Here is a 24,902-nt window from a genome sequence, read left to right as displayed (position 1 = left end):
AGGATTTGCAAGGCGAGGCGAACCCATGGGACGGCATCTTTTCAAGGCAGCAATGCTCGTTTTGGCAGCAGCCGCTGCTCTTTCGTCCGTATCGGCTTTAGCGGGCGACTATCGCCATGGACACCGGCAGTTCCACCATTCCCGCTTTGTTCGGTTGCAGGAAATCTCCTGGCCGCAGCGCTACCAGCAGCCGCAACCCGCCAGAATCGTTCTGATGGATCGGCAATATGCGGCTGACGTCGGCACCTATGCCGGCACGGCCGATATTTACCAGGCCGACGGCGGGACTTATGTCGTCGGTTACGGTGGCGGCTATGATCAGAGCGAACCTGCGGCACCGATGCCACGGGCCAAGGTGATCGACGTCAAACATGCTCGCAATGCCTGCTCCTATGAAGCCGGCGTCTGCGTGATTCGCCCCTGACGGCTCTTAGCCTGCAAGAAATCGCCAGACCGTCGTCTTCTTCACTTCGCTATCCTCCAGTGCCCTGGTCACAGGCACCTGATAGGTGGCACGGGCCTCCAAATGATCCTTGGGGAGGTAGGCTCTCCCAGGATCGCCCACAAGAACGACATGGCCCTCGCTCGCCAGTTGTCGGAACCAGGGAATCAATCGATCGGCGAAATCGCGATCGTAAAAGACATCGCCGGCAAGAATGACCTCGGCATTCGTCGTTTGGCCGACGAGATCGTCACCAGTGAATTCGAGCGTGACGCCGTTCTCCGCCGCGTTCAACCGTATTGCCGTCTCCGCCCAGGGATCGACATCGGCGGCGAACACATGGCTTGCACCCGCAAGCTTCGCCGCAATCGCGACGAGCCCGGAGCCGCTGGCGAAATCCAGAATCCTTTTTCCTTTGACCTCGCCGGGATGATCGAGGAGGAAGCGCGCAAGCCCCTGTCCGCCCGCCCAGGCAAAGGCCCAGAAGGGCGGCGGCAGACCGATCTCTTCGAGCTCCTCCTCCGTCTTCAGCCAAAGATCATGCGCTTCGCTCGCCAGATGCAGCTGGATTTCCGGCACATGCGGCAGTGCCATAAGGCTGGTATTTTCGCGAATGAAGCTCTCAGGTTCGGTCTTCAAATGGCCCTCGAGTCAGAGGTTTCAAACAGGCGGATTGTCCAGTTCGCCCATGCGACAGACTTCGCGATATTCCTCGTCGGTCACCGGCTGCACGGAAAGCCGCATCGAGGTGACCAGCGCCATCTGCGAAAGCTTTGGATTGGCCTTGATATCCTTCAGCGACACCGGCTTCGGCATATCGCGGACGGCGCGGATGTCCACGCAGTCCCAACGCGGGTCGTCCTTGGCGGTCGAATCGGGATGTGACAGTGCACAGACCTCGACAATGCCAACGATCTCCAGCCCCTCATTGGAATGGTAGAAGAAGCCTTTGTCGCCGATCTGCATCGCTCGCATGTTGTTGCGGGCGAGATAGTTGCGCACGCCGGTCCATTCCGTGCCCTTTTCGCCGGCTCTCTTCTGCGCCTCCCAAGACCACGACGCCGGTTCGGATTTATACAGCCAATGCGCCATGCTTCATGCCTCCGGATTGTTGAAGACCCAGTTGTAGGGCTTGATCTCGACGTTCTCGAACAAGCCGGCCTTGGTATAGGGATCGGCATCGGCAATCGCCTTTGCTGCTTCGATCGTTTCTGCGCTGACGATGGCAAGCGTGCCGTTCGGCTTGCCTTCGGCGTCGAGGAAAGGACCCGCCATTTTCAAGGTACCCTCGGCATTGAGCTTGTTCAAATACTCGACATGGGCAGGGCGGGTCTCCATCCGGACATTCAGATGACCGGGCTTATCCTTGCAGACAAAGGCAAACAGCATGATTCTATTCTCCTATGGAAATCAGCAGATTGTTGAGGATGATGGATAAAGCCTCATCAAGCGAAGGTCATCTTGTTTCTGCGCGAAGCGGATTGATAATGTCGAGACCCCCAAAAGTCCGCCTCATTGTCCGTTGCGAAAACGCATTCATTCGCGATCGCAACGGCGGCGATCAACATGTCCGTGGGGTCGAGCCGTCGCCCGGCTGCCCGACCTTCCGCCATAAGCTGTGCCCAAATTAAGGCAGCACTCTCATCAAAGGAAAGAATGCGTCCGGCGAAATATGCCAGCGGTCCTTGCGGGCCGAGAAACCAAGTTTCGAGCTCGTCCCGTTTGCGTCCTGCCGGTTTGATCAATATCCCGCGCTGAATCTCGGCAATTGTAGACGCTGCGATGAACAGGTCATCATCTATCTGTGCTTGAAACCAACCGGCAGGTTAGGCGCCGGCTCAGGCTTGATCGAAGACGCCGCCTTTTTTCGGCGGCTCGCTGGAGATCGCCTGGTTCATGATACTACGGATGCGGGCCGATTCGGCCTCTGCTTCCGCAAGACGTCGCGCCAACGAACGAATGAGAGCACGATCACCATCAAGGCCAAGCACCTCGAAGCGAGCCAGACCACGCTCTTCAAGACGAGAACGATAATTCTGAATCGCGCGTTTTTGCGAGCCGCCCATCATCGCCTCCGGTTATATCCAGTGCGCAGCCGATGCTCGAGCTTTCTATTCCGTCGTAATCGGCCGGGTCATCAATTGCTCGATCGCCGTCGGGATATCCAGTTTGCCGTCAATGATGGCCGAGACCGCTTCGATGATCGGCATATCGACACTAAGCCCCCGCGCTAGACGCGCCGCGATCGAGGCGGCATAGGCGCCCTCAACCAGCTCGCCACGCGATGGATCGCCCGTTTCGCCGTGTCCGAGCGCGATACCAAAGCGCAGGTTGCGGGACTGGTGGCTGGTCGCGGTCAACACAAGGTCACCGAGGCCGGAGAGCCCGCGCACCGTCTCAGCCTTGCCACCCTTGGCGGACACAAATCGTGACATTTCCGCCAGGCCGCGGCTAATAAGCGCCGCACGCGCCGAATCGCCGATGCCGCATCCTTCGACGATGCCACAGGCGATCGCCAGCACATTCTTCAACGCGCCGCCGAGCTGCACGCCGACCCGATCGGAAGAAGCGTAGAGGCGGAATGTCGGGCCTGATATTGCCTGTGCCAGCCGCTCCGCCACCGCCATATCCGCAGCCGCGATCGCCATTGCCGTCGGCAAGCCCTTGGCAATATCGCTGGCAAAACCCGGTCCGGAGAGAACGGCGATGGCGTGGTGCGGCAATTCCCGTTCCAACATGTCGGTCAAGAGGTCGCCGGATACCTTGTCGATGCCCTTGGCGCATGTGACGACCACGGCATCCTCGGCGAGATAAGGCCCATAATGACGAGCCGCATCCGCCTGTGCCTGCGACGGCATGGCGAAGAGCACGATGCCGGCGTCTGAAATCGCGTCAGGCTCGGCGGAAAATTGCAGCGCATCCGGCAAATCAATACCCGGCAACGCCGTGTCATGCATCCGATCCGCTGTGAGATCAGCCATCAGCGCAGCATTGCGCCCGACCAGCGTCACCTGGCTCTTGCCGGTCAAGGCGATGACAGCAGCAAGCGCCGTGCCGAAGGCGCCGGCGCCGACCACTGCGATCCGTTCACTATCGCTCATGCCTTCGCTCCTCGTTTGCCGTGCCCCAAAAGGGTTTCCGCCTTCTGATCGAGCGGCCAGCGCGAGCGCGGCTGCACATCAAGGCCGTCGGGCGCTGCACCTGTCGCCATGCGCTCCAGCCCCGCCCAGGCGATCATCACGGCGTTATCGGTGCACAGCCTCAGCGGCGGCGCGATGAAGCGGAAACCATTGCGATCGCAGAGTTCCAACAGCGTGCGGCGCAGCTCGAGATTGGCCGCGACGCCGCCGGCAACCACCAGCGCCGGCTTGTCCGCCGTCTTCGGAAATTCCTTTTTGAAGCGCTGCAGGCCGCGCCCGACCCGGTCCTTCAACGTGCGCGAGATCGCTTTCTGGAAGGAAGCACAGATATCGGCTATATCCTGTTCGGTCACCGGCGCTATCGCCGTTGCCACCTGTCGCACCGCGGTCTTCAGGCCGGAAAAGGAAAAATCGAGGCGGGTCTCGCCAACCAGCGGGCGCGGAAAATCGAACCGATCCGGATCGCCGTTCTTCGCCGCCGCTTCGACCGCTGGGCCGCCCGGATAAGGCAGACCGAGCAGCTTTGCTGTCTTGTCGAAGGCTTCGCCCAGCGCGTCGTCAATGGTCGTACCCCAGCGCTCGTATTCGCCTACGCCGCGCACCAAAATCAGCTGTGTGTGGCCGCCGGAGACCAGCAGCATGAGATAGGGAAAGGTAAGGCCATCCGTCAGCCTTGCCGTCAGCGCATGGCCCTCTAGATGGTTGATTGCATATAGCGGCTTGCCGGTCGCCCTCGAAATCGCCTTGCCGGTCATCAACCCGACAAGCAGGCCGCCAATGAGACCGGGACCGGATGTGGCCGCGATGGCGTCGACATCGGACAGCGACACATTGGCGCGCCTCAATGCTTCGTCGATCAACGTATCCAGCGCCTCGACATGGGCCCGCGCAGCAATTTCCGGCACGACACCGCCGTAGGCGCTATGCTCGTCCAACTGGCTCAAAACTACGTCGGAGGCAATTGTGGCGGTGCCGTCGTCCCGGCGCTCGACAATGGCCGCGGCGGTTTCGTCGCAGCTTGTTTCGATGCCGAGAATGCGAAGAATGGGCGCCATGGAAGCTGTTCGTTGCCTGTTGGTCGATTGCGATGAAGCGGAAATATGGTTACGGGAACTGTCGGTAACAACGGATCAAAGCGGATGCAAACAAAACCTTTCCGGATCGGCACGCGCGGCAGCCCACTTGCACTGGCCCAAGTGCACGAAGTCCGCGACCGCCTGATGGCAGCACATGGCTTGCCCGAGGAAATGTTTGAGATCGTCGTTCTGACCACCAAGGGCGACCGCATTATCGATCGTTCCCTGGCGGCGATCGGCGGCAAGGGCCTGTTTACGGAGGAACTGGAGCAGAAGCTGACCTCCGGCGAGCTCGATTTCGCGGTCCATTCTGCCAAAGACATGGCGACGAAGCTGCCGCAAGGTTTGGCGCTGTCGGCCTATCTGCCCCGCGAGGATATCCGAGACACCGTGATTGGCCGTACGGCACCAAGGCTGATCGACCTGCCGCACGGCGCGACCATCGGTTCCGCGTCCCTACGTCGCCAGGCGCTGATCCGCCGCCTGCGTCCCGATCTCAACGTCATCACCTTTCGCGGCTCAGTCGAAACCCGGCTTCGCAAGCTGGAAGAGGGCCACGCCGACGCGACGCTATTGGCGCTTGCCGGCCTGAAGCGGCTCGGCAAGGTGGATGTGATCACCGACATTCTCGATCCGAACGAATTCCCGCCGGCGCCAGCCCAGGGTGCGATCTGCATTGAAAGCCCTATCAGTGACGGCAGGATCAACGACCTGCTTTCCGCCATCAATGATGGCCCGACCTTCGACACCGTCTCCTGCGAACGCGGTTTCCTGGCAGCACTCGATGGCTCGTGCCGTACACCGATCGCCGGTTATGCCGTCTGTGAGGGTGACCATATCAGGTTCTTCGGCATGATCCTGACGCCCGATGGCCGGCAGGTGCACACCACCACCATCGAAGGTCATCGCCGGGACGCCGAAGCGCTTGGCACAAATGCCGGCCAGGCGATCCGCGCCGAGGCCGGGAGCACCTTCTTCGAAGATTGGACATGACATCCCATGCGCGTCGTCGTCACCCGTCCTACGCATTCGGGTGAACGCACCGCCCGGCGGCTTGCGCAGATGGGCCATGACCCGCTGCTTCTGCCGCTGGCAGAGCCTGTGCACGATGCCGAGGCAGCTCTAAAAGCGTTGGAAGAAACAAGCGGCTCTATCGCTATTACCAGCGCCGAGGTCATGCGCGTCCTGAAACAGGTGCAGCCTTCGTTGCAGCCGTTTTTCCACTGGCCGGTTTTTGCGGTCGGCACGGCGACGGCACAGGCTGCCCGAGAGATCGGCTTTGAGGTTGTTGTGGGAGTTGGCGGCAGCGACGGTGCGCGGCTGGCGGACCTGATCGTCGGACACTCCCCCGAATTCAGAAAGTCACCACTGCTCTATCTCACGGGCTCCCCGCGCGCACCTGGATTTGAGGCGCAATTGAAGAACTTCGGGATCGCATTCCGGACGGTCGAATGCTATCGGATGAAGGAAGTCATACCCGATGACGGGATGCTCACCTCTGTCCTCGCTGAGATCCCTGCGGACGCGATCCTCTTCTATTCGCGCGAGACCGCCCGCCGCTTTTTCGCCCTGCCCTTTCTGCGCGAGCACGCCGATACCTTGACCCGGACACGAATACTATGCCTCAGCGACGCAATTACCGAAGCGGTGCCGGCGGCCCTGCGATCTCTTGTGGAAATCGCCGCCTTGCCGGGCGAAGACAGCCTTCTGGCGCTTCTGGCCGCGAAGTGAGGTCGCAATTTTGATCTAAGCTCTTTCCATAATCGACTTGTCTGTCTACTTTCGCTGCAGCGCATGAAAAGAGGACCTCATGGTATCGGGAAACCCGCCAAGCCATTCGAAGCCCAACGACGAGCCGATCACGATCGACCTGGAAGCCGAGGAAACCACTCAAGCCGCGGCCGACAAGGAGATGACGGAGCGCAATCACAGCGAGCCCGGCAGCTCGTCCGCCAATGAGACGGAAATACCGCTGGAAACCGAGAAAGAGCCGCTGCGGGAAGACATCGACCAGCCCGTCGCAGATGCTGCGGCAGATGAGCCCAAAGCCCGGACCGCGCAGGAACCCGAGCCTTCCCGCGCCGGGCAAACGTTTGCTTCCCCGCGACAGCAGGGCGCAACGTCAGGTCTGATCGCTGCAGGCATTGTCGGCGGCCTGATCTCTCTCATCGGCGCTGGCGCCATTCAATATGCGGGCCTCCTGCCCAGTGGGAGGGCTGCAAAGGACAATTCCGCCAATATCGCCGCGCTCACAGCCGAAATCGACGGGCTGAAACAGACGGTGTCCAGTCTCGCCGCTGCTCCCGCGGCAACACCGGACGCAGCCCTGACCGCCCGCGTCGCAGCACTCGAAGCGGCCAACAGCACGGCCGCAGGAGGATCGTCGGGTGCAAGCAACGGCGATGCCGACCAGAGGATCGCCGCTCTCAGCGCCCAAGTGGAACAACTAAAGGCGAGCCTCGCTCAGGCGGCGCAAAACCAGGCTTCGTCCAACGCCGACGTCAGCAAGCGCCTTGACAGTGCCGAAAAGAAGCTGAACGCGCCGAGCCAGCAAAGCGCTGTCGCCCGCGCCATCGCGGCAGCAGCCCTGAAGGCGGCGATCGATCGCGGTGGGCCTTTTCAGCCTGAACTCGACACCTTCGCCAATGTGGCGCCTGACGACCCCGCGGTCGCCGATCTGAAGTCCTTCGCCCAGACCGGCATTCCCTCGCGCGCCGATCTAATTCGCCGCGTATCCGATGTCGCGACGGCGATCGTCGGTTCGACGCAGCAGGACGACCCGAACCAGAGCTGGAGCGACCGCTTGCTCACGAGCGCCAAATCCTTGGTGCAAGTCCGCCCGGTCGGCAACGTCTCCGGCGACAGCATCGCGGCCATCGCCGCCCGCTTCGAGGACAAGGTCAAGAACGGCGATTTGCCCGCCGCCGTCACCGAGTGGAACAGCCTGCCGGATGCCGCCAAATCGGCTTCGGCCGCCTTCAAGCAATCGTTGGAAGCTCGTATCCGCGTCGAAGATTTGGTCGGCGAAGCACTGTCGAAGGCAATCGCCGACACCGGAAAACAGAGCTGAGGACGGGGTGAGAGAATGATCAGACTGCTTATTTTCGCCGTTCTCGTCCTGGCACTCGGCTATGGCTTTTCCTGGCTGGCGGATCGTCCCGGCGATCTTACGCTAGTCTGGGGCGGCGAACTCTACCAGACCAAGCTCATCGTCGCAGCCGCCATCCTGATCGCGCTCATCGCCGCCGCCATGGTGGTCTGGTGGTTCATCCGGTTGATCTGGACCTCGCCGCATTCCGTTACCCGCTATTTCCGCGCCCGCAAGCGCGACCGCGGCTATCAGGCGCTGTCGACCGGACTGATCGCCGCAGGAGCCGGCAACGCGCTGCTGGCCCGCAAAATGGCCGCGCGCTCGCGCGGCCTGATCCGCGCCGACCAGGAACCACTGATCAATTTGCTCGAAGCCCAGGCCGCGCTGATCGAGGGCAAGCATGACGAGGCTCGCCAAAAATTCGAGCGGATGGCCAACGATCCGGAAACCCGCGAACTCGGCCTGCGTGGCCTTTATCTCGAAGCCAAGCGGCTCGGCGCGCACGAGGCTGCACGCCAATATGCAGAAAGGGCCGCCGACCAAGCCCCCTATCTGCCGTGGGCGGCGCAAGCGACAATGGAATACCGCAGCCAGGCCGGTGATTGGGACGAAGCCATCAAGCTTCTCGACCAGCAGAAGATTGCTCGCGTCATCGATAAGGATACAGCCAACCGCCAGCGGGCCGTGCTGCTGACCGCGCGTGCAAATGAAAAGCTCGAAGGCGATCCGGCTGGCGCCCGTGACGACGCGCTGGCCGCGCTGAAGCTGGTCTCCGATTTCGTGCCGGCCGCACTGACAGCCGCCAAGGCATTGTTTCGCGAAGACAAGGCGCGCAAGGCTGCATCCATTCTCGAACAGGCCTGGAAGGCAGAGCCGCATCCGGAAATCGGCAGAGCCTATGTCCGCGCCCGCGGCGGTGATTCCGTCGCTGATCGGCTGAAGCGTGCCGAGCGGCTGGAAGCGATCCGCCCGAACAATGTCGAAGCGCTGCTGATCACGGCAAAGGCGGCGCTCGACGCCCGCGACTTCGCCAAGGCCCGTGCCAAGACCGAGGCTGCGGCCCGCATCGATACCCGTGAAGGCGCCTTCCTGCTGCTGGCCGATATTGAAGAGGCCGAGACCGGAGATCAGGGCCGCGTTCGCCATTGGATGGCGCAGGCACTGCGCGCGCCGCGCGATCCGGCCTGGGTCGCCGATGGCTTCATCTCCGACAAATGGCTGCCGCTGTCGCCCATCACCGGCAGGCTCGACGCCTTCGAATGGAAGGCGCCTTTCGGCCAGCTCGAGGGGCCGGTGGAAGAGGGCACGGCCGTGTCGGTCGATGCCGCGCTGAGATCGCTACCCCCGGTACACGGGGCAGCCTCCGCAACCGCGGCGGTAAAATCTGCCTCACCAACAGTTGCGTCGTCGGCTGCCGGCACATCTGTTATAGAATTGGAACCGATTGCGACGAAGCCTGCGCCAGCCGCATCCGCCGCCAAATTCGAGCCGGCGAAGGAGCCGGAACCACGACCCTTCTTCGGCGGTGCGCCGGATGATCCGGGCGTGAAAGATCCCAAGTTTGAACCGGAACCCAAGACACGGCTCAAGCTCTTCTAAGAATGGAACCGAATGTTCGAACGCTTTCAGGAATTCTTTCAGAATCTCACCAAGGACCACCCCAAACCCGGTTTTGCTCCAGACGATCCGCGCATCGCGGTTGCGGCGCTCTGTTTCCAGGTGATGGAGGCGGACGGCAAGATCGAAGAGAGTGAGAAAAAGCGGCTGCGCAAGCTGCTGAAGAGCCAATACGGTCTCGACGGCCGCCAGCTCGATGCGCTGATCGCCGCCGGCCAGCAGGCCGAAAGCGAGGCGGTCGACTATTATCGCTTCACGTCCGACTTGAAGCGGCACCTCAACAGCGAACAGCGCCTCGAGCTTCTCGGCATCCTGTGGGACATCGTCTATGCTGATGGCGAACGCAGCGAAATGGAGGACCATGCCATTTGGCGCATTGCCGATCTCATGGGCATTTCCGATCGCGAGCGCGTCATGAAACGTCAGGAGGCAGCCGCCCGAGCCCCGGGCCGCAACGTGGGGACCGGGGATGATGATTGAAGCCCCTCAGCGGAGGGGTAGGCAGCGGCCGGTATTGATCGTCTTGCACCAGGAGCGCTCCAGCGCCGGCCGCGTCGGCCAGATGCTTCTGGAGAAGGGCTACGATCTCGACATCCGTCGGCCGGTGCTCGGCGACGGACTGCCGACCACGTTGGAGGGCCATGCCGGCGCGGTGATCTTCGGCGGACCGATGAGCGCGAATGATCCCGACGATTTCGTGAAGGCGAGATCAACTGGCTCGACGTGCCACTGAAGGAAAATCGCCCCTTTCTCGGCATTTGCCTCGGCGCCCAGATGCTCGCCCGCCACCTCGGAGCCAAAGTAAAAGCGCGCGACGACGGCAAGACCGAAATTGGCTGGTATCCGCTGCAGTCGACCGAAAGGGGGCGGCTTTTTGATGCGCCACTGGCCACAAATGGTCTACCATTTTCATCGTGAAGGATTCGACCTGCCGCGCGGCTCCGATCTGCTGGCGACCGGCGAGACCTATCCCAACCAGGCCTATCGCTATGGCGCCAATGCCTGGGGCCTGCAGTTCCATGCCGAACTTACCCGTGCCATGATGCAGCGCTGGGTGGTGCACGGCGAACACCGCTTCTGCATGCCGAACGCTCAAAAGGGTCGCGAGCATCTGGAAGGCCGCATGATCTTCGACCCGGCCCTCAGAGCCTGGCTCTCTGAATTCCTCGATCTTGTTTTCGAGGGCAAGCAGGCGATGGCCGCTTGATGGGCCTCACATCATGCGATGGCTCTGCATCAGCCTCGATTTTCATCACCCGCTGATTGAGCTGCAATCGGCGGGCCGAGCAACAGGTTGACCAGCAGCAGCAGCCCTATCGCCCCGATCATCCCGGCGATGCGGTTGACGGCCGGTCCGAGACTGGTTGCGGGGCCCGCATCTTGCGCAAGCGTCAGGATCAGCGCGATGGCGGCCTGCGCGCCGACACCGGCGATGCCGTGCCTCCCGTTCTGGATCTGCATGGCAAGCCATGTTCCCGCCATCAGCAGCGCGAGCCAGGGCACGAAAAACTGGCTGATCGGCGCCAACAGCACCATCGCACCGAAAAAGCCGCCCAGCAGGCATCCGGCTATCCGCTGCAGCATCCGCTGGGCGATCGCAGATTGGTCCTGATCCGAGATCCCTGTAAGGGCGGGGACGGCCATGACCGCGCCGATTGAGATCGCCATCTGAGTGAGGTTGGGCAGCTCCAGTTGCCGCCAGACCAAAGGCACGGCGGCAACCGCCATTCCGGTTCGCATGGCATGAGACAATACATGCCAGTTGCGGCCCAGCAGACTTTGCCAGCCAGGCGACGGCACCGTGGCTCCGGCTTCCGCGGGCGCCAGCAGCCGTGTCGCCACTAGAGCCGTAGCGGTGCCGAGTATGATCTCGACTGTGCGGTAGAAGGCAATGGAAAGCGCAAGCGTTGGATCGTCCAGCGCCCCGAGGGTGATCATCATGGCCGTGATCCCACCGAGCTGCCAGGCATAGCCATGGGGGCTCAGCAACGCGCCTAGGATAGCGAGCGTGCCGGCCGCGAAAAGAAGCAGCAGCGTCGTCACGGGATCATAGACCGCCCAGGGCACAAGCGCAAAGCTCACCGCCGCGCCGATAAGCGTTCCGACTATCCTCATCCCGCCCTTTTGCCAGGATTGCGGATGGTTCGCCTGCACGCACAGGAAGGCGCTGATCCCGGCCCACCAGGAATTGTTGAGCCTCAGGATCAGAGCGAGGACGAGCGCGAGGCCGACCGCCAATGCCGCAATATTGGCTTGCCGCGCCCGTGGGCCGGAAATGGTCAACTCCGCCAACTCGCCGCGGATGGCACCGACGAGTTCTGCGAGAGCCTGCCTCATGGGAAAATCAGTGTGCTGGCATCCGACCCCATGTAGAGGGTGAGGTCGGATGGTGGTTCGACCAGCTTCAACGTCACCGGGAAGCGGCGCCTCAACCTGATCCAATCCGTGGTGGGGGCGACATAGGGCAGGATACCATCTTGATCGGGACCCCTGCTGATGCCACGCGACACGCCCTCGATGCGAGCGCGATAGGGACGCCAGGGATGCGTATCGAGCCATACCCACGCCGCTTTGCCGGGCTCAAGCTTCCTGACGTAGTTCTCCTTATAGTTTGCGACGATGCGCCAGCCTTCCGCATCGACGATGCCGACGAGCGCCTTTCCGGCGGATGCTGTATCGCCGACGCTTACGGAGAGATTGTTGACCGTGCCGTCGACCGGTGCGCGGATCTCGGTCTGGCCGAGCTGCCATTCTGCCAAGGCCAGCGCGGCCTCGGCCTGCGCGACGATCGCCTCCTGGCGGGCAACCGACTGAGATGCCTTGTCGACCGCCTCGCGCGCCGCTGCCAGCTCCATGGTTGCCTGCTGATTGGCGGAAATAACATTGGCAGCAGTCAAGGTTACCTGTTTTTGATCATCGCCGGCCTGTTGGAGCACGGCCGTCGCAGTCGTCAGCCGATTCTGGGCGGCGGCTAGATCGTCACTGACAAGCTTGTGGTTCGCAGCCGCCTCCTGCAATGCAGCTTTGCGTTGATCCACGACGAGTTGGAACGGTACCTTGTCGATCACCGCTAAGAGTTCGCCGCGTCGCACCTGCCGGTCGTTGGCGACATTGATGCTCACGATCACGCCCGTCACCTGCGGGACGACCGCCACGAAATTCGTGGTGACGTAGGCATCGTCCGTATAGGCGACGAACGACGTCAAGACCTGCCAAACCGCCCATAGCGCCAGCAGGCTTGCTATACCCGCAACTAGCCGGAACGCACGCCGGCGCTCGATGGACGCGGCCGGCGGCGGAGCAGATGGATCTGGATCGATCGGTTCGCTGCTCGTCGTGTTGCTCATGGCGACAACATGCGCGCGCTCTTGCCATGATGACAAGAAAATTTTGGCTCACGCCAATTGCGGCTCGCCGTCGCGCTCCGGCGCGTTCAGACTGTCGATCCGGCGCAATTGTGGAAAGCCGCTTGCCCAGATGATCGCAACGGCCAATGTGCCGATACCGCCGATGACCACGGCAGGGACGGCGCCAAAATAGTGCGCCATCGTGCCGGCGCGGAACTCGCCGAGTTCGTTTGACGCGCCGACGAAGACCATGTTCACGGCGTTGACGCGGCCGCGCACATGGTCCGGCGTCCAGAGTGTGATCAGAGTTTCGCGGACATAGACCGAGATCAGATCCGATGCGCCCATGATGGCGAGTGCGGCAATCGACAGCCACGGCGTATGAGAGACGCCGAAAATCAATGTTCCCAGCCCAAACATCCCGACGCCGATGAACATGCAAATCCCCGCGCGGTGGCGAATGGGATAGGTCGCCAGAAGCAGGCCCATGGCAATGGCGCCGAAGCTCGGAGCAGCGCGCAACAGGCCAAGACCCCAAGGCCCGAGCGTCAGAATATCGCGTGCGTAGATCGGCATCAGCGCCACCGCACCACCGAGGAGCACGGCAAAGAGATCGAGCGAGACGGCGCCGAGCACGACCTTTTCCGACCAGATGAAACGGAAGCCGGCGAGGATCTCATTCAAGCTCCTCGCTTCATGCGCAACGCGTTGCTGCGGTTTCGGAATGAGGAAGGTCAACAGCGAACCGGCGGCGAAGAACAGGACGGCGACACTATAGGAAACGCTGGGGCCGACGCCGTAGAGCAGGCCGCCGGCCACTGGGCCGAGAATGGCGGCCGCATCCCAGGACATGGAATTCCATGTCACCGCGTTCGCCAGGTCTTCTGGCGGAATGAGATTCGGTGCCAGCGACTGCGTCGCCGGCGTCATGAAGGCGCGCTCGACGCCGAATACGGCGAGGATCAGGAAAACCGGAAGCGGCGCGAAGGTGCCGGAAACGGTGAGGAACAGCAATGCCGCCGCACAAATCGTACCGACGAGAATGCAGACGGCAGCCACCATACGCCTGTTGTAGCGATCGGCCACCGTACCAGTCACCAGGATCAGAAGCAGGGACGGGAGGAACTGCACCAGGCCGATCAGGCCGAGATAAATCGGATTGCCGGTGTGGTCGTACATCTGCCAGCCAACGGACACGCTGACGACCTGGGTGGCGAAAGCCGTTAGAAAACGAGCAAAAAAGAAATAAACGTAGGCAATGTGTCTGAACGCGGCAAGCCGGTCTCCGCTGGCAACCAACGTCATGAGGTGAGGCTCTCCGACCAGGGGAAATGCGCAGAACGCCCGCCCGGCCTGTTAAACATGATTCAGCGCGCTTCAAAGCATGGGACTTGCCCGTTAAGTCGCCAATGTCTACATGTCTGTCAACCGCGAAATGGAGACGGATATGCTTGCCTTATTTCAAACCATTGATCTGGCTTTGAATCTTTATACCTGGGTGCTGATCGCTAGTGCTATTTTCTCATGGCTCTATGCTTTCAACGTCATCAATTCGAGCAATCAGTTCGTCAACTCGGTTGGAAGTTTCCTCTATGCAGTCACGGAGCCTGCGCTCCGCCCGATCCGGCGCGTGCTGCCCGATCTCGGCGGCATCGATATTTCGCCCATCATCCTGCTGTTGATCATTTTCTTCTTCCGTTCCCTAATGTGGAACACGCTTTACCCGATATTTGGCCGGTGAGCGGGGCTTGGCAGGCTTTTGCCGACCATGTGAGACTATCCGTCCGGCTCACGCCCAATGGTGGGCGTGATGCGATCGACGGGTTTGAGACTGGTGCCGACGGAGAGGCTTATCTCAAGGCGCGTGTTTCCGCGGTGCCGGAAAAGGGTAAAGCCAACAAGGCGCTGATCGTGTTGCTTGCCAAGAACCTTGGCATTGCCAAATCAGCGGTCAGCCTGATCTCCGGCGATACGGCGCGTAAAAAAATCCTCCGGATCGATGGCGACCCGGAGGATTTGATAGGCAGATTGAAAGCTCTGCCGAAAAACTGATCAGGCCTTCGCCTTTTTGGCGCGCTCGATAGCTTCGAGAATGAGTTCGCCGGCTTCCTTGGAACCCTTCCAGCCGTAGATCTTCACCCACTTGCCGGGCTCCAGATCCTTGTAGTGCTCGAAGAAATGCTCGATCTGCTTCAGCGTAATTTCCGGCAGGTCGGTGTGTTCCTTGACCTTCTCGTAGCGCAGCGTCAGCTTCGGCGAGGGAACCGCGATGATCTTTTCGTCCTTGCCGGAATTGTCTTCCATCATCAGCACGCCGATCGGACGCACGTTGATGACGCAGCCCGGAACCAGCGGACGGGTACTTGCAATGAGGACGTCGATCGGGTCGCCGTCTTCGGAGAGTGTGTGCGGGACGAAGCCGTAATTGCCCGGATAGGTCATCGGCGTGTAGAGGAAACGGTCGACGACCAGCGTGCCGGCCTCCTTGTCCATTTCATACTTGATCGGATGGCCGCCGACCGGAACTTCAACGATGACGTTAACGTCTTCGGGCGGGTTCTTGCCAATGGAAATCGCGTCGATGCGCATGCGTCTCCCCTAATAAGGATGGTTGCTGCAGCCAGATAATCGGATTCATGACGCAACGCAACAAGGCATTGACGCGACGCGGGGTTTTAATCGACCGTCGCGGTCAACGTCGCAGCAGGCGGCCTCAGGGCCAGACGAAGCCGATCTTCTTGAGCTGTTTACGGTCGAAGGTCTCGATACCCTCGCAGAAATCTGCACCGCCCTGACCGCGATAGAAGCGGTCGGCATTCTCGTTTTCCTCAAGGCACCAGACGACCAGTCCCTTGCAGCCCAGAGATTTCAAGAGCCGGCGCGCCTCGCCGAAGAGAAGCCGGCCGAGGCCGATGCCCTGATATTCCGGGCGAAGATAGAGCTCGTAGATTTCGCCTTCCTGTGGCAATGCGCGGGCGCGGTTGAGACCGAGGGTGGCGTAGCCGGCGATCTCGCCTGCGACATCGAGAACCAGGAGCGTCGCCGGGCCACTGGTCGCCTTGCGCCACCAGGCTTCGCCACGGCGCTCGATCATATGGCTGAGCGCGCGATGCGGAATGATGCCGGTGTAGGTGTATTGCCACGACAGGCGATGCACCTCGGAAATGGCCCGGGCATCATGCGGTTCAGCCCGCCGAACATCGATCGACAACGTCTTCATAACGGCTACTCTGGTCCCGCCAGCGAGAATTAACCATCCACAAATCATGCGGATCAGCAACTTGCCCACAGTCTTTATCCGTGGACGGCTACTGAAAATTAACGCATTTTTAACCTTTGCGACAAGGGCTCAAAAATCGAACACACAAAATAAAACCCCGGCGCAGTGGCCGGGGTCAATTCGTCCGAAGCGGTACAGGTCGCGCTATTATGCGTAGCGAGCCTTCTCGAAACGCTTACGCTCGTTCGGATCGAGGTACATTTTGCGCAGGCGGATCGACTTGGGCGTCACCTCTACCAGCTCGTCGTCCTGGATCCATGAGAGCGCGCGGTCGAGCGTCATGCGGATCGGCGGGGTCAGCTTCACCGCCTCGTCCTTGCCGGCGGCGCGGATGTTGGTGAGCTTCTTGCCCTTCAGAACGTTGACTTCGAGGTCGTTGTCTCTGGTATGGATGCCGATGATCATCCCGGCATAGACCTTCTCGCCGGCGTCGATGATCATCGGGCCGCGATCTTCCAGGTTAAACAGGGCGTAGGCCACTGCTTCGCCGGCTTCGTTGGCGAGCAGCACGCCGTTGACGCGGCCGCCGATTTCGCCCTTGTACGGCTGATAATCATGGAACAGACGGTTCATGACGGCCGTGCCGCGCGTATCCGTCAGAAGTTCCGACTGATAGCCGATCAGGCCGCGGGTTGGTGCAAAGAAGACGAGGCGGACGCGGTTGCCGCCCGAAGGACGCAGCTCGGCCATTTCAGCCTTGCGCTCCGACATTTTCTGCACGACGACGCCCGAATGCTCCTCATCGACGTCGATGACGACTTCCTCGATCGGCTCTAGCAACTGGCCGTCCTCGTCCTTATGCATGACGACGCGCGGACGCGAGACGGCAAGCTCGAAGCCTTCGCGGCGCATGGTCTCGATCAGAACCGCGAGCTGCAATTCGCCGCGGCCGGAGACGTAGAAGGAGTCCTTTTCTTCGGCTTCCTCGATCTTCAGCGCGACGTTGCCTTCGGCTTCCTTGAACAGGCGATCACGAATGACGCGCGAGGTGACCTTGTCGCCCTCGGTGCCGGCGTAGGGGCTGTCATTGACGATGAAGGACATGGTGACGGTCGGCGGATCGATCGGCTGCGCGATCAACGGCGCGGTGACCTGCGGGTCGCAGAAGGTGTCGGCAACCGTGCCTTTGGAAAGGCCGGCGATAGCGACGATGTCGCCCGCCTGTGCTTCTTCGATCGGCTGACGCTCGATGCCGCGGAAGGCGAGGATCTTGGAGATACGACCTGTTTCGATCGTGTTGCCGTCGGCGCCTAGAACCTTGACGGCCTGGTTCGGCTTGATCGAGCCCGAATGGATGCGGCCGGTGATGATGCGGCCGAGGAAGGGGTTGGCTTCCAGGATCGTGCCGATCATGCGGAACGGACCCTCGCCGACGGTCGGCTCCGGAACGTGCTTGACGACGAGGTCGAGCAGCGGCGCCAGGCCTTCATCCTTCGGACCTTCCGGCGAATAGTTCATCCAGCCGTTACGGCCTGAACCGTAGAGGATCGGGAAATCGAGCTGCTCGTCGGTGGCGTCGAGGTTCGCGAAGAGATCAAAGACTTCGTTGATGACTTCGTCGGCGCGAGCGTCCGGACGGTCGATCTTGTTGATCGCGACGATCGGGCGAAGGCCGACCTTCAGCGCCTTGCCTACGACGAACTTGGTCTGCGGCATTGGGCCTTCGGCAGCGTCGACGAGAACGATCGCGCCGTCCACCATCGACAGGATGCGCTCGACTTCGCCACCGAAGTCGGCGTGGCCGGGGGTGTCGACGATGTTGATGCGGGTATCCTTCCAGACGACTGAGGTCGCCTTGGCGAGAATGGTGATGCCGCGTTCCTTTTCCAGGTCGTTGGAATCCATCACGCGTTCGGCAACGCGCTGGTTTTCGCGGAAGGAGCCGGACTGCTTCAGAAGCTCGTCAACGAGGGTGGTTTTCCCATGGTCAACGTGCGCGATAATCGCGATGTTGCGGAGTGCCATAATCTTGTATCTCTGAGGCTGAGGCGCTGTGTAAAGTGAACAGGCCAATTTCATTTGGCGCGCTCATAGCCTTTTTTTCGCGTTTGCGAAAGGGGGGAGGCGCGAAAGCAGCGGTAAGCTTGCCTTCGCGTGTCACGAATATGCCAACCTCGCGCCAACCGATACCAAAAGCCACCGTTCGGCGATGTTGCCAATATCAGATGAAGGCGGCCGCCTTAGCCGGGATTCCCGCAAATCCGTTAGGCGGCGCGTTTCAGCAGCCATGCATCATGATCCCTCAAAAAGACCTTGAGGCGATCGGGATAGTCACCCGTCACCGCATCCCGCACACTTTGCCGCAAAGCCAATTCCGCGCGCCATGCCACGAGACGCGGCAACGCATCAAATACGCCGGTCGATGTGATGGTATCGAACACGTCAAAGTACCGGAAAATCGGTGCGAAGACCGCATCGACGAGGCTGAACGCCCCACCGGCGAAAAACGGACCATCATTCAATTCGTCTTCAACACGACCGAACTTGTCGATCAGCGCATTGCGCTTGGCCTGATAGATCCCCTCCTCTTTGGCGGTCTCAAAGCCCCACAAATCCGAAAGGATGGAGGAGCCGAACTCGATCCAGCCGCGATGCCGGGCACGCGCCAGCGGATCGGCCGGATGGAGCGGAGCACCAGATTGGGTTTCCTCAAGATATTCGCAGATCACTGCGCTCTCGAACAAAACCGTTTCTGCTCCGTCGTCCTGCCATACGATCAGCAGAGGTACCTTGCCGAGCGGAGAAATGGCGAGAAACCAGTCGGGTTTCGCCGACAGATCGACGTAACGGAGTTCGAATGGCACAGACTTTTCAGCAAGCGTGATGGCGGCCCGCTGAACGTAGGGGCAGAGGTGGTGGCTGACGAGGATCAGCTTTGCGTGGGGCATGATCAAATCTCCTATTGTCGGATTCAGCTGATGGCGCGGGACGGACGCAGCGCATAGGCGCCGTCGCCGAGCAGAAATTGGGCGAGGGAAAGGACCATCAGATAGAGCGGATATTCCCAACCGCCGCCCGGCGCCGTGAACACCCATCCATTGGCGCCGTGCACCCAGATGATTGCACCGAGCAGCGCCGGGATCAGCGCGAGGGCCACCCAGCGCGCATAGATGCCGAGAACCAGCATCGTACCGCCCACGACTTCGGCAGCAATGGTGACGTGGGCCAGCCATTCGGGCAGTCCGATAGATTGGAAATAGGTAACCGTTCCGGCAAGGCCGAAAGTAAGAAATTTGAGCACGACACTGTGGGCGAGATACATCACCCCGAGGCTGATGCGCAGCAGAGTCACGGCGTAGCGAGTTGAGCGATCTTGGGGCATGAAAGAGACTCCGATCGATATAGATGTAATTGCATCTATATCCGGACTTGCCAGTCCGGTCAATGTAGATGTAATTGCATCCATGCCCGATTGCTCAGATGTAAAAACCACGCCACCCTCGCCCGCCATCACACGAGCGTGGGTACGTCTTATGCGCACTCAGCAGATCGTGCTTGCCGCGATCGAGCAAGACTTCAAGTCGGCCGGCCTGCCGCCACTCAGCTGGTATGACGTGCTGCTGGAGCTGGCGCGGGCCGCGGGGGGCAGGTTGCGACCCTATGAGATTGAGGAGCGCACGCTCCTGGCACAACACAACCTGTCTCGCCTTCTCGACCGGATGGAAAAGGCTGGCTTTGTTCACCGCGAGGTATTTTCCGAGGACGGCCGAGGCCGCTGGGTCGTTATCACCGAGGCGGGCAGTACCATGCGGGACCGCATGTGGACTGTCTATGCTTCGGCGCTTCAACGCCACCTAGGCGACAAGCTAGACGACGCCCAGGCCGATCAACTGGCCGAGCTGTTGGCTCTGCTTTCGCGCAAATCCTGATTGACCAGGCAAAATCAAACCAAACCAAACGTGGCCACACAAATCGGTCGCAAAAGTTGACCTTTCGCAACCGACTTTTGCATGCCGAAGGCAAAGATCAAGCCGCCAGGCCCTTCTTGCGGAGCATCGCATCCGGGCTCGGCAGTTTGCCGCGGAAGGCCTTGTAGGCATCTTCCGGGTCGATCGAGCCGCCGACGGAATAAATATTGGCCTTCAATTTCTCGGCCATATCCGGATCGAAAGCATCGCCGGTCTCTTCGAAAGCGGCGAAGGCATCGGCATCCAGCACTTCCGACCACATGTACGAATAATAGCCGGCCGAATAACCATCGCCGGCGAAGACATGCTGGAAATGCGGCGTGGCGTGGCGCATGACGATCGATTTCGGCATGCCGAGCTCCGACAACACCTCGGCCTGCACCGCCATCGGGTCCTCGACCGCGCCGCGGGTGTGGAACGCCATGTCGACGAGCGCCGACGACGTGAATTCCACGGTGTTGAAACCGGCATTGAAGGTACGGGCGGCGAGAACCTTGTCGAGCAGCGCCTGCGGCATCGGCACACCGGTCTCGTAATGGACGGCATATTCCTTGAGGATCGCCGGCACCGTCAGCCAGTGTTCATAAAGCTGCGACGGCAGCTCGACGAAATCGCGGGAAACACCGGTGCCCGAAACCGAGGGGTAGGTGACATTTGAGAGCATGCCGTGCAGCGCATGGCCGAATTCGTGGAACAACGTGCGGGCGTCGTCTATCGACAGCAGCGCCGGCTTGCCCTCGGCGGGCTTAGCAAAATTGCAGACGTTATAGATAATCGGCAGTTCGCCGATGTGACCGTTCTTCAGCTGCAATTTATGCTGCGACTGAAACGAGCTCATCCAGGCGCCGGAGCGCTTCGAGCTGCGCGCGAAATAATCACCGAGGAACAGCGCCACCAGCTTGTCGGAGCGGTCGCGGATCTCGAAGACCCGGACATCTGGGTGATAGGCGGGAACACCCTTCTGCTCGACAGCGCGGATGCCGAAAAGACGGCCGGCGACATCGAAGCAGGCGGCGATGATCTTTTCGAGCTGCAGATAGGGTTTCAGTTCCGTTTCCGAAAAATCGAATTTCCGCGTTCTGATTTTCTCGGCATAGTGCCGCCAATCCCAGGGCATGACCTCATGATTGCGGCCCTCCTCTGCGATCAGTGCGGCGATGTCGCCCTCTTCCTCGCGCGCTCGTTCCGCCGCCTTTACCCAAACGGTTTTCAGGAGCTCGTTTACCGCCTCCGGCGTCTTGGCCATGGTATTGTCGAGCTTCAGTTCGGCATAATTGCCATAGCCCAGCAGCTTGGCCTTCTCGGCCCTCAGCGCCAGGGTTTCCTTGATGATGTTGCGATTGTCGGTCCCGCTGCCGTTTGCGCCGCGAGCGACCCAAGCCTTGAAGGCCTGTTCGCGCAGATCACGACGCTCCGACGATGTCAGGAAGGGCTCGATGATCGAACGCGAAAGCGTGACGGCATATTTGCCCTCTTCGCCGCGCTCGCGCGCTGCTGCCGCCATCGCATCCCTCAGAAAATCGGGAAGACCGGCAAGATCAGCCTCTTCGGAGAGGATCAGTGCCCAGTCCTTTTCGTCGGCGAGCACATTCTGCCCGAACTGCGCGCCGAGGCCCGCCAGCTTCTCGTTGATCTCGGCAAGCCGCTCCTGTGCCGCCTTCGGCAGCTTGGCGCCTGATTTCACGAAACCCTTCCAATGCCGTTCCAGCACGCGGGTCTCTTCCACCGTCAAGTCGAGGTCTTCGCGCGCTTCCCACAGAGCGTCGATACGGGCGAAAAGCGCGGCATTCATGCCGATCTTCGAATAATGTCGCGACAGCTTTGGTGCGATCTCACGCTCCAGGGCCTGGATCACCTCATTGGTATGCGCCCCTGCCCGGTTCCAGAATAGAGAGGACACGCGCGACAGCTCGTCACCGGCAATTTCGAGCGCGATAACGGTGTTTGCAAATGTCGGCGCCTTGCCATTGTCGGCAATCGCATCGATCTCCGCGTTGTGCGACGCAAGAGCTGCTTCGAAGGCAGGCGCAAAATCGGCGTCCTTCACGGCGTCGAAACGCGGCAGGCCCTTGTGTCCGGTCCATTCGACGAGCGCTGGGTTAACGGCGGTTTGGGAAGACATGCGAGAGGTCCTTTCGGCAGGCATCTGATCGAAGCACCGATATAAGGCCCCATCCGCCAAATTGGTATGGCGGGGGTGGAACAAATAATGAGGGTTGGTCAGGCTTTACGCCAGCCGAGCAAACCGGGTGTCGCGTGCCACAGCGCCTGAGCCGCAAAGCCCATGAAAAGCACCCCGGAGCAGCGCACGATCAGCCGCTCGTGAGCACGATAGAAACGCCGGACCGTGCCCGCTCCGATAATGCCGATCAGGATGATGTCGGCGGTGATGAAGCCGGTGAAGGAAACAGTGAGCAGTAGCGGCAGCGCGTTGAACGTCAATGCGCCGGACGAACCCGCCACCAGCGCGGTAAAGGTTGCCAAGGCCACGGGATATCCTTTGGGATTGGTAACGCCGAAAATCAGGCCGCGGCGGAACGGGCGGTCGACATTGAGCAACGCCCTGCCGTCGCCTTTCGGCTTGGCGGTAACGGCATTCCAGCCGATCCAGGCGAGATAGAATCCACAAAGCAATCCCAGCAGATCGAAAACAAAGGTGCCGATAGTTTTTGCCCCCACAATTGCAACCAGAGCGAGCGACGACCAGACGAGGTCTCCAACGAGATGGCCGCTCATGAAGAAAGCGCCGGCCTTGCGCCCCTGCCCCGCGCCAATGCCGAGCAATGCCAGGAAAGCCGGCCCGGGAATAAGCACATAGAACAGCGCCGCCAGGAAGGCACCGACGATAAGTGATTGCGTCATATTGGAAGTTCCCGATGGTGATGGCGGCAGATTAACAAGGCGCCAAATCCGGTCAAGCTAAACAAGTTGCTTGAGGAATGAAGAACCCATTGTATTCGAGGGGTGAAATCAATAAAGATTTATCGGGGCATAAAAACAAGCGTAGGTAGGGAAGCGCTGATGAGCAGCAGGATAGATACGGATTCACTTGCCTTTCTTGTGGCGGATTGCGCCCGGCTAATGCGAGCAGCATTTGAACGGCGCATTATGGCTGCAGGACTTGGCCTGACCGCAGGTGAAGCGCGCACGCTGATCCAGGTCGCCGCCGTCAACGGCAGCCGTCAGCTTGATATAGCCGTTCGCATGGGGCTAGAGCCGATGACGGTCAGCGCCTTTCTCGACAAATTGCAGGCGCGCGGTCTGATCGAGCGCCAGCCCGATCCGCTCGACCGTCGGGCCAAGCGCATCGTATTGTCGGAGGCGGCCGGCGCCAAGCTGAAGCAGATCGGTTGCGAGATTTATGCGGTGGAGAAGGACGCAATGCAAGGCTTCGATCATTGCCTGCAGGATGACCTTCAGCATGCGCTTCGCACTTTCCGCAGCAATTTGCAGAACGCGGAGCAACCGGCAGAGATGGAACGCGAATTGAGGGCCGTGGAGTAAGACCAGGCACCTTCCGATCCAACCCGCCTCCGCCGACCGGAGGCGGGGCGTTTGTCATCGAAATTATGATTACTTCGACAGATTGCGTTTGCCGAGCGTGCGCAGGCGCAGGGCGTTGAGCTTGATGAAGCCAGCCGCATCCTTCTGGTCGTAGGCACCCTGATCGTCTTCGAATGTCACCAGCTTGTCGGAATAAAGCGACTTCGGGCTTTCACGGCCGATGACCATGACATTGCCCTTGTAAAGCTTCAGCGTCACCTCGCCTTCGACATGCTCCTGGCTCTTGTCGATCAGCGCCTGCAGCATTTCGCGTTCCGGCGAGAACCAGAAGCCATAATAGATCAGCTCCGCGTAACGCGGCATCAGCTCATCCTTGAGGTGAGCGGCGCCACGGTCGAGCGTGATGGATTCGATAGCGCGGTGGGCGGTAAGCAGGATCGTGCCGCCTGGGGTCTCGTAGACGCCGCGCGACTTCATGCCGACATAGCGGTTCTCGACGAGATCAAGGCGGCCGATGCCGTTGTCACGGCCGTAATTGTTAAGCGTTGCCAGCAACGTCGCCGGGCTCATGCGCTGGCCATTGATCGAAACGGCGTCACCCTTTTCGAAGCCGACCTTGATGACGGTTGCCTTGTCGGGAGCCGCCTCTGGCGAAATCGTGCGCATGTGCACATATTCCGGCGCTTCCTGCGCTGGATCTTCCAGAACCTTGCCTTCGGACGAGGAGTGCAGCAGGTTGGCATCGACCGAGAACGGTGCTTCGCCCTTCTTGTCCTTGGCAACCGGGATCTGATGTTTCTCGGCGAATTCGAGCAGGTCGGTGCGGCTCTTGAACGACCAATCGCGCCAAGGGGCGATGATCTTGATGTCGGGGTTCAGCGCATAGGCGGACAGTTCGAAGCGCACCTGGTCGTTGCCCTTGCCGGTCGCGCCGTGGGCGATCGCATCGGCGCCGGTCTTGCGGGCAATATCGATCAGGTGCTTGGAGATCAGCGGGCGTGCGATGGACGTTCCGAGCAGATAGACGCCTTCATAAACGGCATTGGCACGGAACATCGGGAAGACGAAATCGCGCACGAACTCTTCGCGCACGTCCTCGATATAGATCTCCTTGATGCCGAGCATCTCGGCTTTCTTGCGCGCCGGCTCCAGCTCTTCGCCTTGACCGAGATCGGCGGTGAAGGTGACGACTTCGGCACCGAGCTCCGTCTGCAGCCACTTCAGGATAATCGAGGTGTCGAGACCGCCAGAATAGGCGAGAACGACTTTCTTCACGTCTTTATGTGATGCCATGGTGATGAGGTCCGTTTCGATGCGAGCCTGCGGAGAGGCCCGCCAACCCTGTATCGCGGCACTTTTAGCGAGATTATCGCGAGGCGCAAGGGGAAGTGCGGTGGAGGCCAGGGCTATCGCATTTGAGCGATGACAGTTCTTGCGAATTCGTCGGACCATCCGGATCGTTTTCGTTTGCGTCGAATGGAGATATTCGGCCTTGCG

At 60.7% G+C, this 24,902-nt stretch carries 26 protein-coding genes and 3 pseudogenes; 11 read left to right on the top strand and 18 right to left on the bottom strand.

From position 1 onward, the window contains the following. Nucleotides 1-25 precede the first annotated feature (25 nt). On the top strand, nt 26-424 hold the full coding sequence (locus PY650_RS11545; RefSeq protein ID WP_285879376.1) for a hypothetical protein: 399 nt from the start codon (nt 26-28) through the stop codon (nt 422-424). A gap of 6 nt (nt 425-430) precedes the next feature. Here the strand turns inward: PY650_RS11545 and PY650_RS11540 are convergent, their stop codons facing one another. The 7 genes and pseudogenes from PY650_RS11540 to tsaD form a co-directional block, all read right to left on the bottom strand. Continuing rightward, complete coding sequence (locus PY650_RS11540; RefSeq protein WP_285879374.1) at nt 431-1,081, bottom strand: class I SAM-dependent methyltransferase; 651 nt, start codon at nt 1,079-1,081, stop codon at nt 431-433. 21 nt (nt 1,082-1,102) lie between these two features. Continuing rightward, entirely contained in the window at nt 1,103-1,534 is a 432-nt protein-coding gene (locus PY650_RS11535; RefSeq protein ID WP_285879373.1) for an EVE domain-containing protein, read from the bottom strand. Between the two features lie 3 nt (nt 1,535-1,537). Next, nucleotides 1,538-1,831 carry a YciI-like protein gene (locus tag PY650_RS11530; protein ID WP_285868525.1) on the bottom strand — a complete coding sequence of 98 codons (294 nt, stop codon included), beginning with the start codon at nt 1,829-1,831 and terminating at the stop codon, nt 1,538-1,540. A 67-nt stretch (nt 1,832-1,898) separates the two neighbouring features. Continuing rightward, nucleotides 1,899-2,291: pseudogene (locus PY650_RS11525) on the bottom strand (PIN domain-containing protein). A gap of 4 nt (nt 2,292-2,295) precedes the next feature. Further along, a pseudogene (locus PY650_RS11520) lies at nt 2,296-2,508 on the bottom strand (hypothetical protein); the annotation flags it as partial. Between the two features lie 45 nt (nt 2,509-2,553). Beyond that, on the bottom strand, nt 2,554-3,543 hold the full coding sequence (locus PY650_RS11515; protein WP_285879372.1) for an NAD(P)H-dependent glycerol-3-phosphate dehydrogenase: 990 nt from the start codon (nt 3,541-3,543) through the stop codon (nt 2,554-2,556). Continuing rightward, complete coding sequence (gene tsaD, locus PY650_RS11510) at nt 3,540-4,637, bottom strand: tRNA (adenosine(37)-N6)-threonylcarbamoyltransferase complex transferase subunit TsaD (RefSeq protein WP_285879371.1); 1,098 nt, start codon at nt 4,635-4,637, stop codon at nt 3,540-3,542. The genes PY650_RS11515 and tsaD overlap by 4 nt, the downstream gene beginning before the upstream one ends. An 84-nt stretch (nt 4,638-4,721) precedes the next feature. Between tsaD and hemC the strand changes: the two genes are divergently transcribed. From hemC to PY650_RS11480, 6 genes and pseudogenes are all read left to right on the top strand, one after another. Continuing rightward, nucleotides 4,722-5,651 carry a hydroxymethylbilane synthase gene (gene hemC / locus PY650_RS11505; RefSeq protein WP_285879369.1) on the top strand — a complete coding sequence of 310 codons (930 nt, stop codon included), beginning with the start codon at nt 4,722-4,724 and terminating at the stop codon, nt 5,649-5,651. Between the two features lie 6 nt (nt 5,652-5,657). Next, on the top strand, nt 5,658-6,389 hold the full coding sequence (locus PY650_RS11500) for a uroporphyrinogen-III synthase (protein WP_285879367.1): 732 nt from the start codon (nt 5,658-5,660) through the stop codon (nt 6,387-6,389). Nucleotides 6,390-6,468: 79 nt separating this feature from the next. Continuing rightward, a complete protein-coding gene (locus PY650_RS11495) occupies nt 6,469-7,728 on the top strand; it encodes a COG4223 family protein (RefSeq protein WP_285879365.1) in 1,260 nt (419 codons plus the stop codon). A gap of 15 nt (nt 7,729-7,743) precedes the next feature. Then, nucleotides 7,744-9,348, top strand: a complete 1,605-nt coding sequence (locus PY650_RS11490) for a heme biosynthesis protein HemY (protein ID WP_285879363.1) — start codon at nt 7,744-7,746, stop codon at nt 9,346-9,348. 12 nt (nt 9,349-9,360) lie between these two features. Continuing rightward, nucleotides 9,361-9,846, top strand: coding sequence for a tellurite resistance TerB family protein (locus PY650_RS11485; protein WP_285879361.1), 486 nt, complete (start codon nt 9,361-9,363; stop codon nt 9,844-9,846). Continuing rightward, nucleotides 9,839-10,573: pseudogene (locus tag PY650_RS11480) on the top strand (glutamine amidotransferase). The gene PY650_RS11485 and the pseudogene PY650_RS11480 overlap by 8 nt, the downstream one beginning before the upstream one ends. Nucleotides 10,574-10,602: 29 nt before the next feature. On the opposite strand, the gene PY650_RS11475 reads toward PY650_RS11480, so the two are convergent. From PY650_RS11475 to PY650_RS11465, 3 genes are read right to left on the bottom strand one after another with little or no spacing between them, the layout of a single operon-like run. Beyond that, nucleotides 10,603-11,703 carry an FUSC family protein gene (locus PY650_RS11475; protein ID WP_285879359.1) on the bottom strand — a complete coding sequence of 367 codons (1,101 nt, stop codon included), beginning with the start codon at nt 11,701-11,703 and terminating at the stop codon, nt 10,603-10,605. Further along, nucleotides 11,700-12,713 carry an HlyD family secretion protein gene (locus PY650_RS11470; protein ID WP_285879357.1) on the bottom strand — a complete coding sequence of 338 codons (1,014 nt, stop codon included), beginning with the start codon at nt 12,711-12,713 and terminating at the stop codon, nt 11,700-11,702. Before PY650_RS11470 ends, PY650_RS11475 begins: the two co-directional genes overlap by 4 nt. Nucleotides 12,714-12,761: 48 nt before the next feature. Beyond that, a complete protein-coding gene (locus PY650_RS11465) occupies nt 12,762-14,018 on the bottom strand; it encodes an MFS transporter (protein ID WP_285879355.1) in 1,257 nt (418 codons plus the stop codon). A gap of 112 nt (nt 14,019-14,130) precedes the next feature. On the opposite strand from PY650_RS11465, the gene PY650_RS11460 reads away from it, so the two are divergent. After that, nucleotides 14,131-14,454 (top strand): YggT family protein, encoded by a 324-nt coding sequence (locus PY650_RS11460; protein WP_285879352.1) that lies wholly within the window; start codon nt 14,131-14,133, stop codon nt 14,452-14,454. Further along, on the top strand, nt 14,451-14,765 hold the full coding sequence (locus tag PY650_RS11455; protein WP_285879351.1) for a DUF167 domain-containing protein: 315 nt from the start codon (nt 14,451-14,453) through the stop codon (nt 14,763-14,765). Before PY650_RS11460 ends, PY650_RS11455 begins: the two co-directional genes overlap by 4 nt. Here the strand turns inward: PY650_RS11455 and ppa are convergent, their stop codons facing one another. The 5 genes from ppa to PY650_RS11430 all read right to left on the bottom strand — a co-directional run bounded on the left by ppa (nt 14,766) and on the right by PY650_RS11430 (nt 19,315). Continuing rightward, entirely contained in the window at nt 14,766-15,302 is a 537-nt protein-coding gene (gene ppa / locus PY650_RS11450; RefSeq protein WP_120705797.1) for an inorganic diphosphatase, read from the bottom strand. It abuts the gene before it with no gap. A gap of 124 nt (nt 15,303-15,426) precedes the next feature. Further along, nucleotides 15,427-15,933, bottom strand: coding sequence for a GNAT family N-acetyltransferase (locus PY650_RS11445; RefSeq protein ID WP_285868540.1), 507 nt, complete (start codon nt 15,931-15,933; stop codon nt 15,427-15,429). Nucleotides 15,934-16,140: 207 nt separating this feature from the next. Beyond that, nucleotides 16,141-17,958 (bottom strand): translational GTPase TypA, encoded by a 1,818-nt coding sequence (typA, locus tag PY650_RS11440; RefSeq protein ID WP_285879349.1) that lies wholly within the window; start codon nt 17,956-17,958, stop codon nt 16,141-16,143. Between the two features lie 239 nt (nt 17,959-18,197). Continuing rightward, nucleotides 18,198-18,881, bottom strand: a complete 684-nt coding sequence (locus tag PY650_RS11435; protein WP_285879347.1) for a glutathione S-transferase family protein — start codon at nt 18,879-18,881, stop codon at nt 18,198-18,200. Between the two features lie 23 nt (nt 18,882-18,904). Further along, a complete protein-coding gene (locus PY650_RS11430; protein WP_285879346.1) occupies nt 18,905-19,315 on the bottom strand; it encodes a DoxX family protein in 411 nt (136 codons plus the stop codon). Between the two features lie 82 nt (nt 19,316-19,397). Here PY650_RS11430 and PY650_RS11425 point away from each other — a divergent pair, with 82 nt between their 5' ends. After that, entirely contained in the window at nt 19,398-19,862 is a 465-nt protein-coding gene (locus tag PY650_RS11425; RefSeq protein WP_285879491.1) for a MarR family winged helix-turn-helix transcriptional regulator, read from the top strand. Between the two features lie 97 nt (nt 19,863-19,959). Here the strand turns inward: PY650_RS11425 and PY650_RS11420 are convergent, their stop codons facing one another. Continuing rightward, nucleotides 19,960-22,023 (bottom strand): M3 family metallopeptidase, encoded by a 2,064-nt coding sequence (locus PY650_RS11420; protein ID WP_285879345.1) that lies wholly within the window; start codon nt 22,021-22,023, stop codon nt 19,960-19,962. A gap of 98 nt (nt 22,024-22,121) precedes the next feature. Continuing rightward, nucleotides 22,122-22,763 carry a LysE family translocator gene (locus PY650_RS11415; RefSeq protein WP_285879344.1) on the bottom strand — a complete coding sequence of 214 codons (642 nt, stop codon included), beginning with the start codon at nt 22,761-22,763 and terminating at the stop codon, nt 22,122-22,124. Nucleotides 22,764-22,922: 159 nt separating this feature from the next. Between PY650_RS11415 and PY650_RS11410 the strand changes: the two genes are divergently transcribed. Beyond that, nucleotides 22,923-23,405 (top strand): MarR family winged helix-turn-helix transcriptional regulator, encoded by a 483-nt coding sequence (locus PY650_RS11410; protein WP_285879343.1) that lies wholly within the window; start codon nt 22,923-22,925, stop codon nt 23,403-23,405. Nucleotides 23,406-23,474: 69 nt separating this feature from the next. Here the strand turns inward: PY650_RS11410 and PY650_RS11405 are convergent, their stop codons facing one another. Beyond that, entirely contained in the window at nt 23,475-24,698 is a 1,224-nt protein-coding gene (locus PY650_RS11405) for an argininosuccinate synthase (RefSeq protein ID WP_285879341.1), read from the bottom strand. Nucleotides 24,699-24,902: the final 204 nt, after the last annotated feature.

Origin of the sequence: Martinezella calliandrae, assembly GCF_030272695.1 — a bacterium.
Taxonomy (GTDB): Bacteria; Pseudomonadota; Alphaproteobacteria; order Rhizobiales; family Rhizobiaceae; genus Rhizobium; species Rhizobium calliandrae.
The sequence above is the reverse complement of the archived record's forward strand: the minus strand, read 5'-3'. Positions and strand labels throughout refer to the sequence as shown.